Origin of the sequence: Pseudoalteromonas sp. K222D (genome assembly GCF_017653575.1) — a bacterium.
GTDB lineage: Bacteria > Pseudomonadota > Gammaproteobacteria > Enterobacterales > Alteromonadaceae > Pseudoalteromonas > Pseudoalteromonas nigrifaciens.
On sequence record NZ_JAGGDL010000065.1, the window covers coordinates 1 to 9,368 of the forward strand.

Consider the following 9,368-nt stretch of genomic DNA (forward strand, 5'->3'; position numbering starts at 1 on the left):
TCTAGGTTCTAGGTTCTAGGTTCTAGGTTCTAGGTTCTAGGTTCTAGGTTCTAGGTTCTAGGTTCTAGGTTCTAGGTAATCATAAACAAAAAAGGCTGCACAAGGCAGCCTTTTTATTATACTCAACTTAAATGAACCTAAATTGAGCAGTTAGGTTATTAACCTACATTTTTACGCGCGTTGCGGAACATACGCATCCACGGACTATCTTCTCGCCACTCATCTGGGTTCCAAGAGTTAGCAACAGCACGGAATACGCGCTCAGGATGCGGCATCATTACTGTTGCACGTCCATCGGTTGAGGTAATACCTGTAATCCCTTCTGGCGAGCCATTTGGATTTGCTGGGTATTGCGTTGTAGGATTACCGTAGTTATCTACAAACTTAACCGCTACAGTACCCGAGTCTAATGCTGCTTTAACTGCGTTATCGTTTGCAAATTCAGCATGACCTTCACCGTGCGATACTGCTATTGGCATACGCGAACCAGCCATACCATTAAAGAATACCGATGGATTTTCTTGTATTTCTACTAAGCTAAAACGTGCTTCAAAACGCTCTGACTTATTCGTTACAAAACGTGGCCAATGCTCAGTACCTGGGATCAACTCTTTTAAAGTAGATAACATTTGGCAACCGTTACACACACCTAAACTAAAGGTATCTTCACGGTGGAAAAAGCTTTGGAACTGTTCACGCGCCATGTCGTTAAACAATATCGACTTAGCCCAACCTTCGCCTGCACCTAATACGTCACCGTAAGAGAAACCACCACATGCCACTAAGCCTTTAAACTGCTCAAGTGATAAACGCCCTTCTAGAATATCGCTCATGTGTACATCAATGGCAGCAAAACCAGCACGATTAAATGCGGCAGCCATTTCTAGATGAGAGTTTACTCCTTGCTCACGTAAAATAGCCATTGGTGGTTTAGCGCCCGTTGCAATATACGGTGCTGCTATATCTTCGTTTAAGTCAAAGTTTAACTTAACGTTTAAGCCAGGATCTTTAACATCAAATTTGGCATCAAACTCTTGCTTAGCGCACTCAGGGTTATCGCGACGCGCCTGCATTTGATACGTTGTTTCTGCCCACATAGTACGCAGCTCTGTACGCGTGTTACTCAGCACGGTATTTTTACCACGGTTAAATACAATCGCATCGTCGCTATTAAGCGTGCCTATAATATGGCTGATTGTCGCTAAGCCATGATCTTTAAGTACCGCATTAACTGCATCTAAATCACTATTAGCCACTTGAATAACAGCGCCAAGCTCTTCGTTGTAAAGCGCTTCAATGTCGTTGCCTGTTAAGCCATTAATATCAACAGTTACACCTGTGTGGCCAGCAAATGCCATTTCGGCAACTGTGGTAAATAAACCACCGTCTGAACGGTCATGATAAGCAAGTAACTTACTATCAGCTACCAATACTTGCATGGCGTTATAAAAGCCTTTTAATAACTCTGGGCTATCAACATCAGGCGTTATATCACCTAATTGCTTATAAACCTGTGCTAAGCTTGATGCGCCCATGCGGTTTTTACCCGCACCTAAGTCAACTAAAATAAGTGATGTTTCGCCTTTGTCGGTACGTAGCTGCGGTGTCACTGTTTTACGTACATCGTCAACACGGCCAAAGGCAGTGATAATTAACGATAGCGGTGATGTTACTGATTTCTCTTGTGAATCACCTTCATCTTTCCATGTCGTTTTCATCGACATAGAATCTTTACCTACTGGAATTGTTAAACCAAGCGCTGGGCAAAGTTCTTCACCTATGGCTTTTACTGCTTCATATAAACCAGCATCTTCACCAGGGTGACCCGCTGCTGCCATCCAGTTAGCCGAAAGCTTAATATTTTCAAGGCTACCAATATTTGCACAGGCAATATTTGTTAACGACTCTGCCACAGCTAAACGCGCCGATGCAGCGTAATTTAATAGCGCTGCAGGAGTGCGCTCGCCCAACGACATAGCTTCACCATGGTAAGTATCGTATGTAGCAGCAGTTACAGCACAGTTAGCCACAGGCACTTGCCAAGGGCCAACCATTTGGTCGCGCGCTACTAAGCCTGTTACCGAGCGATCGCCAATTGTAATAAGGAAGGTTTTTTCTGCAATGGTTGGTAAGCGCAATAAACGCTGCGCCGCATCTGCTACATTAATATTTGTAACATCAAGTGCTTTACCTACAACCTGCTTTGAGGTTACATCGCGATGCATTTTAGGTGCTTTACCTAATAATACGTCTAGTGGTAAATCAACAGGGTTATTATCAAAGTGGCTATCGGCAACCGTTAGGTGTGGCTCAGCAGTCGCTTCGCCTATTACCGCGTACTGTGCTCGTTCGCGCTTACAAATAGCTTCAAAACGGTCAAAATCTTCAACACCTACGGCAAGTACATAACGCTCTTGCGATTCGTTACACCAAATTTCGTGTGGTGCCATACCTGGCTCATCATTTGGAATATCGCGTAGTTGAAACTTACCACCACGGCCACCGTCATTTACTAGTTCAGGAAATGCGTTTGATAAACCACCGGCGCCCACATCGTGAATAAACGCAATTGGGTTTTCATCACCTAGCTGCCAACATTTGTCGATAACTTCTTGGCAACGACGTTCCATTTCTGGGTTTTCGCGTTGTACTGAAGCAAAATCTAAATCTTCATTTGATTGCCCAGACGCCATGCTTGATGCTGCACCGCCGCCTAAACCTATGTTCATTGCTGGGCCACCTAAAGCAATGAGCTTAGCACCAACAGGAATTTCACCTTTTTGTACATGGTCTGTGCGAATATTACCTAAACCACCGGCAAGCATAATTGGTTTGTGGTAACCACGTACCTCAAGGCCATTATGGCTTGTCACTTGCTCTTCATAGGTACGAAAGTAACCTAACAAATTAGGACGGCCAAACTCATTATTAAATGCAGCGCCGCCAAGCGGCCCTTCAGTCATAATATCCAAAGCGGTAACAATACGCCCAGGTTTACCAAAATCACTTTCCCACGGTTGCTCGTAACCAGGAATACGTAAGTTAGAAACAGTAAAGCCAACTAAACCAGCTTTAGGCTTAGAACCACGGCCAGTAGCACCTTCATCACGTATTTCACCACCTGAGCCTGTAGCAGCACCTGAAAATGGCGCTATGGCGGTTGGGTGATTATGAGTTTCAACTTTCATTAGTATTTCGATGTCTTCTTGATGATACGCATATTCACCTTGCGCATTGGGGAAGAAGCGCCCCGCTTTTGAGCCTTTCATTACCGCGGCATTGTCTTTATATGCCGACAAGACATTTTCAGGGTTTTTCTCAAAAGTATTTTTAATCATCTTGAACAGCGACTTTGGCTGCTCTTCACCATCGATTGTCCAGTTTGCATTAAATATTTTATGACGACAATGCTCTGAGTTTGCTTGGGCAAACATAAACAATTCGATATCGTTAGGATTACGGCCTAACTTTATAAAGTTTTCTACTAGGTAATCTATTTCGTCATCTGCAAGGGCAAAACCTTGTTCAACGTTAGCAATTGCAAGCGCTTCTCGCCCACCACTTAAAATGTCTACAGATGACATTTGACGCGGTGCATCACTGCGAAATAGTTGCGCAGCATCCTCAAACTGGCTATGGGTTGCTTCGGTCATACGGTCATGTAATAACGCCGTTACTTGTAAAAGTTGCTCTGCGTTTAGCTCACCTTCAACATAATAAGCAATACCGCGTTCAACACGATGAACCTGCTTTAAGCCACAGTTATGGGCTATGTCGGTTGCTTTAGAAGCCCAAGGCGAAATAGTGCCAGGGCGAGGTGTTACTAATACAAGTTTACCTGCTGGGGTATGCTCAGCAATAGTTGGACCGTAGGTTAATAGTTTTTCAAGCTTGGTTTGCTCAGCGCTACTCAATGGCGATGTTAAGTCGGCAAAGTGCGCATATTCAGCATATACGTTGGTGACAGGAAGTTGCGATTGTTGGCAACGCGCTAAAATTTTATTAACTCTGAACTCTGAAAGTGCTGGTGCACCACGAAGGATCAACATAGATAATTTCATCCGGGGTTAGGGATTGAACGATATTTTAGGGCAACATTATAGTCTAAGTAGCACTTAGATTTAACTCATAATTTCGCTTTTCATAAAATTAACTTTTTTTCTTTATTTACAGCCACTCGAAACGAATAAAACTAAACGCTAAGTGACGTAATGGCTAAGTTTTGTTATAACGGGGATTAGGGCGTTAAAGAGGCAAACAATGTTGAAAGAAAAACTAATCATAATTATTACTTTAGTTATGCTGTTGTGTGCATGCGATATACAAGAGCAGTCGACTCAACTTGCCCAAATAAAAGCGCAAAACAAAATTAGAGTGGGTACATTAGCCAGTGCCAGTAACTATTATCAGGCAGTACAAGGTGAGCAAGGCTTTGAATACGAGCTTTCTCAGGCCTTTGCAGACTATTTAGGTGTAGAGCTTGAAATAGTCCCATTTTTTAATTTATCAGACATGTTTGCACGCCTGCAAAGCGGTGATCTTGATTTAATTGCCTCAGGCCTTACCTATAATAAAACACGTGCACAACAATATCGTTTTGGCCCTACCTACCGAACCATTAGTCAAAAACTAGTGTATAAACAAGGTATAGAGCGACCACGCGACTATGATAATTTAACTGGTAATCTCATGGTTATAGCTAAAAGTAGTCACTCACTTACTTTACAAAAAGTAAAAAAAAGCAATCCAGAACTTAACTGGAGCGAAACCGAAGAATTTGACGAAGAAGAGTTACTACAAGCCGTTATTGATGGCGAAATAGATTACACTTTAGCCGACACCCATACGTTATCGTTATTTCGTCGTTATCACCCTAATTTAAGTATTGGTTTTTCAATTACGCATAACGACCCGATCGCGTGGATGCTGCGTAAATCAAATGACGATTCGCTTTATGCTTTATTAGTCCCTTTTTTTGGTGAAGCAAAACAAAATAATCAACTTTATGTACTTGAAGAAAAATACTTTGGTCACGTTCGTCAATTTAACTACGTAAATACACTTGCCTATATTGAAGCAATAAAAGAAACACTGCCTAAATACCAACCATGGTTTGAACAATATGCAGGAACACTTGATTGGCGTTTACTCGCAGCATTAAGCTATCAGGAATCTATGTGGAACCCACGAGCAAAATCCCCAACTGGGGTGCGAGGTATTATGATGCTAACCCGTAATACTGCTAAGCAAGTTGGGGTAACTAATAGGTTAGAGCCAGAGCAAAATATTCGCGGTGGCGCAAAATACTTAAGTAAACTAATTAAACGTATCCCTGATCGTATTCCACAACCAGACAGAACCTGGCTCGCACTTGCTGCGTATAATGTAGGCTGGGGACATGTAAACGACGCACGAATTATTACTAAACAACAAGGCGCAAGCCCTGATAAGTGGGCCGATGTTAAAAAGCGCTTACCATTACTAATTAAAAAACGTTACTACCGAAAAACGCGTTATGGCTATTCTCGTGGTGATGTTGCGGTGAGCTATGTTGATAATATTCGCCGTTATTACGATGCCCTAGTTTGGCTTGATGAAAATAACGCAATAGAAGAAAAACCAGAAGCACCTGTAGTTGCCCCTAAAATTGGGGATGAGGTTGAAGCAAAATAGTAAACTGACAAACGATAATAATAACAACTAATTCATTACTCTAATAAATACGCCCTAGGTAATTAAAAAACTGTTTACTTGTCATCAAATGTTCAATAATGTGTGTTAATTATATATTCACATTAATTAATGATAAACATCTGAGTAATTTGGATATAATTTGTGCATTTCTCATTATTGCATTAGGAGAAAACATGCTAAAACGTAAACGCACGCAAAGATTCAAACGAAAAACAATTAACTCAACAGCAACTCGACGCCGCGTTATGCTGCGTAATTTACATAAAAAAATAATTTGGCGCCGCCGCATGTTTGCAATGCAAAAAATGGCAGAGCTAGATGCTTTAATGGCAGCAAGTTAAAGTTCATTGCTATTACGAGCAGCCTTTTTGGCTGCCTTAATTTGCGCTCTTCTGCGCTTAAAAAAGTCAGATATAATAGTAGCGCACTGCCCCTCTAGTACACCACCTAATACCTCCACCTGATGATTTAGCTTAGGCTCTTGCAACAAATTCATAATCGAGCCAGCAGATCCTGTTTTAGCATCGGCAGCACCAAACACTAAACGCTTAATTCTACTGTGCACTAATAACCCCGCGCACATAGAGCATGGCTCTAAGGTCACATAAAGCGTGCAATCAATTAAACGATAATTATTAAGTACTTTACCGCCTTTACGTACAGCCATCATTTCAGCATGAGCTGATGGGTCATTATCAGTAATAGAACGATTATACCCTGCAGCAACAAGCTGATTGTCTTTAACAAGTATGGCACCAACAGGGATCTCATCTAGTTGTTCTGCTTGCTTTGCGTACGTTAACGCTTGTTGCATCCAATAGTTGTCATCAAATCGTTCGTTCATTGAAGCTACTTTAATTATTTTTTATGCATGGATTATATCAAGTTAGCTAATTAAAGTGCGTAATTACGGCATTTATTGCAAAAATAAAACAAATTAAAACGGTTTATCGTGGCTCCTAAGGGGGGATTCGCGCTATAATCTCACGCTTTTTTTATTTAGCTCACAATACGGGTAGCAAATGAAATTTCCTGGACGTCGCAGGCATAAACATTATTTTCCAGTGGAAGCCAAAGATCCACTAACTAATCAACTTAACGCCACAGAAAGATTACACAGTAGCTATATTACCGGAATCGATCAGATTGTTGTCGATATCGAAGCCAAGGTCGATCAAGCTTTCCTTGATGAATTTAAGCTGCAACGAGGCATGTCACAAGTTATAGATAGTGACGTCACTAACGCCTTATATGAGCGTTTAAAGCTACATGAAATGGTTGACTACGAGTATGCTGGCGGAACCGTTGGTAATACTATGCACAACTATTCAGTACTTGCCGATGACAGATCTGTGCTATTGGGCGTAATGAGTGAAAACATAAATATAGGCAGTTATGCTTATCGTTTTTTATGTAATACCTCAAGCCGCGTAGATTTAGATTATTTACAACCTGTAGATGGGCCAATTGGTCGCTGTTTTACACTAATTGATGAAACTGGTGAGCGAACTTTTGCTATAAGTGCAGGGTTAATGAACCACTTACGCCCTGAATCTATCGATAAAAGCCTTATTGAAAATTCTTCCGCGTTGGTGATCAGTGCTTATTTAATGCGCACTCAAGGCGCAGAAACCATGACAGAAGCCACCATACAAGCGGTTAAATACGCTAATGATGCTGGTGTGCCTGTGGTACTTACACTTGGAACTAAATTCTTAATTGAACAAGATCCAACCTGGTGGGCTAACTTTGTTGAAAAGCATGTCGATATTCTTGCAATGAACGAAGAGGAAGGCTTGGCAATTACTGGTTTTGAAGATCCCCTTTTAGCAGCTGATAAAGCGCTTGATTGGGTCGACTTAGTAATTTGTACTGCCGGTGAAAAAGGCTTATTCATGGCAGGTTACGTTGACGAGCAATTAAAACGCGAAACCGAGTACACATTATTACCTGGTGCAATTCCAGATTTTAATCGTTATGAGTTCTCACGTGCTATGCGCAAAGCTGACTGTGATGATCCAATTAGAGCCTATAGCCACACAGCCCCATTTATGGGTGGCCCTGATTCAATCAAAAACACCAATGGTGCTGGTGATTGTGCGCTTGCGGCGGTTTTACATGATTTATCTGCCAATGTTTATCATAAAATAAACGTCAGTAACTCAGCAAAACACCAGCAAAAAGCAATTACCTACTCGTCATTATCACAAATAAGTAAATACGCTAACAGAGCAAGCTTTGAAGTATTAGTGCAGCACTCTCCTCGCTTATCTCGTGGTTTACCAGAGCGCGAAGATTGCCTCGAACTAGTCTACTGGGATAAATAAGATTTTAAGGAGCAATAGCTCCTTAAAATATTGAAATGTCGAGTTTTTTTGATAGCAGCTCTAATGCTGCTATTCCCGCCACCGAGTTGCCAAAAGAGTTTAACCCTGGTGACCATACCGCAACAGTAAATTTATTAGGTAATACCGCTAAAACCGTACCAGACACCCCAGATTTCCCCGGCATACCTACCCTATAACCAAAGTCACCTGCTGCATCATATAAACCACTGGTAAAGAGTAAAGAGTTAAGCTGCTTAGTTTGACGGCTCGGTAACACCCGTTTACCTGAAGTGTTATCAATCCCATTATTAGCTAAAAAATTATACGCTTTTGCCAGTTCAATACAATTTAGTTCAATAGCACAAAAGTTAAAGTAAGCCCAAAGCACATCATCCACTTCATTTTCAAAGTTACCAAATGACTTCATTAAATGCCCCATAGCCGCATTTCTATGCCTAAACTCATATTCTGAGTTTGCTACCTTTTTATCTATTGCTATACACCTATTCCCCGATAAAGCCCGAAATGTTTCAAGCATAGTATGCATAGGAGCCGATAAGCGACTGTATAAAGCATCGCAGGTTACAATCGCACCTGCATTAATAAATGGGTTACGAGGTATGCCTTTTTCAAATTCCAACTGAGTAAGCGAATTAAATGCAGTTCCTGATGGCTCTTTCCCCACGCGATGCCACAGCTCATCACCATAACGTTGTAATGCTAACGTTAATGTCATTACTTTTGATACAGATTGAATAGTAAATTGTTGCGTACAATCACCCGCACAAAATGTTTCGCCTGAGGTAGTGTAAATAGCAATAGAAAATTGTTCGGGATCAACCTCTGCCAACGCCGGAATATAATCGGCCACTTTACCTTGTGATAATAAGGGAGCTACCTCTTGGGTTATGTCATTCAATACTTGTTGATAATCAGTAGTAGGCAATAGAAACCTCAATTACACGGTTATATAAAGCAGAATTTTAGCATGCAAGCAGTAAGTACGCTTTCACTTTTTAAATAGCTTGTGCTTACTTTATAAATTCTAAAAAGCAAAAAACCCGTTACATTACTGTAACGGGTTTCTTTAATTTAAATCCTGGCAATGTCCTACTTTCACATAGCAAATGCTACACTATCATCGGCGCTGTTTCGTTTCACTACTGAGTTCGGCATGGGGTCAGGTGGGTCCAAAACGCTATTGTTACCAAGAAAATTCGTTTCAATTTTCTTATTTTTATAATTTATTCAATTTAAAGTCTCTCGACTAAATTTGGAGCCTGGCAATGTCCTACTTTCACATAGCAAATGCTACACTATCATCGGCGCTGTTTCGTTTCACTACTG

Annotated in this window: 6 protein-coding genes and 1 rRNA gene; 3 read left to right on the plus strand and 4 right to left on the minus strand. The window is 41.2% G+C overall.

Going from position 1 to position 9,368, the window contains the following annotated elements; genetic code table 11:
- Positions 1 to 158: 158 nt before the first annotated feature.
- Positions 159 to 4,049 carry a phosphoribosylformylglycinamidine synthase gene (purL, locus tag J5X91_RS17510; protein WP_208835331.1) on the minus strand — a complete coding sequence of 1,297 codons (3,891 nt, stop codon included), beginning with the start codon at positions 4,047 to 4,049 and terminating at the stop codon, positions 159 to 161.
- A 211-nt stretch (positions 4,050 to 4,260) separates the two neighbouring features.
- On the opposite strand from purL, the gene mltF reads away from it, so the two are divergent.
- Both mltF and J5X91_RS17520 read left to right on the plus strand, forming a co-directional pair.
- Positions 4,261 to 5,673 (plus strand): membrane-bound lytic murein transglycosylase MltF, encoded by a 1,413-nt coding sequence (gene mltF, locus J5X91_RS17515; protein ID WP_208835332.1) that lies wholly within the window; start codon positions 4,261 to 4,263, stop codon positions 5,671 to 5,673.
- A 194-nt stretch (positions 5,674 to 5,867) separates the two neighbouring features.
- Complete coding sequence (locus J5X91_RS17520; protein ID WP_167376939.1) at positions 5,868 to 6,035, plus strand: hypothetical protein; 168 nt, start codon at positions 5,868 to 5,870, stop codon at positions 6,033 to 6,035.
- Here the strand turns inward: J5X91_RS17520 and tadA are convergent.
- Complete coding sequence (tadA, locus tag J5X91_RS17525; RefSeq protein WP_208835333.1) at positions 6,032 to 6,538, minus strand: tRNA adenosine(34) deaminase TadA; 507 nt, start codon at positions 6,536 to 6,538, stop codon at positions 6,032 to 6,034. The two genes, J5X91_RS17520 and tadA, sit on opposite strands and share 4 nt — an antisense overlap.
- Before the next feature lie 178 nt (positions 6,539 to 6,716).
- Here tadA and J5X91_RS17530 point away from each other — a divergent pair, with 178 nt between their 5' ends.
- Positions 6,717 to 8,021, plus strand: a complete 1,305-nt coding sequence (locus J5X91_RS17530) for an inosine/guanosine kinase (RefSeq protein WP_011328991.1) — start codon at positions 6,717 to 6,719, stop codon at positions 8,019 to 8,021.
- A gap of 22 nt (positions 8,022 to 8,043) precedes the next feature.
- On the opposite strand, the gene glsB is transcribed toward J5X91_RS17530, so the two are convergent.
- Positions 8,044 to 8,967, minus strand: a complete 924-nt coding sequence (gene glsB / locus J5X91_RS17535) for a glutaminase B (RefSeq protein ID WP_011328992.1) — start codon at positions 8,965 to 8,967, stop codon at positions 8,044 to 8,046.
- A gap of 151 nt (positions 8,968 to 9,118) precedes the next feature.
- A 5S ribosomal RNA gene (rrf, locus tag J5X91_RS17540) occupies positions 9,119 to 9,233 on the minus strand.
- Positions 9,234 to 9,368 lie beyond the last annotated feature (135 nt).

What these genes read in the sequence shown, in the direction of transcription:
- purL (WP_208835331.1), bottom strand. Translation starts at nt 4,049, where the DNA reads ATGTTGATCCTTCGTGGTGCACCAGCACTTTCAGAGTTCAGAGTTAAT.
- mltF (WP_208835332.1), top strand. Translation starts at nt 4,261, where the DNA reads ATGTTGAAAGAAAAACTAATCATAATTATTACTTTAGTTATGCTGTTG.
- J5X91_RS17520 (WP_167376939.1), top strand. Translation starts at nt 5,868, where the DNA reads ATGCTAAAACGTAAACGCACGCAAAGATTCAAACGAAAAACAATTAAC.
- tadA (WP_208835333.1), bottom strand. Translation starts at nt 6,538, where the DNA reads ATGAACGAACGATTTGATGACAACTATTGGATGCAACAAGCGTTAACG.
- J5X91_RS17530 (WP_011328991.1), top strand. Translation starts at nt 6,717, where the DNA reads ATGAAATTTCCTGGACGTCGCAGGCATAAACATTATTTTCCAGTGGAA.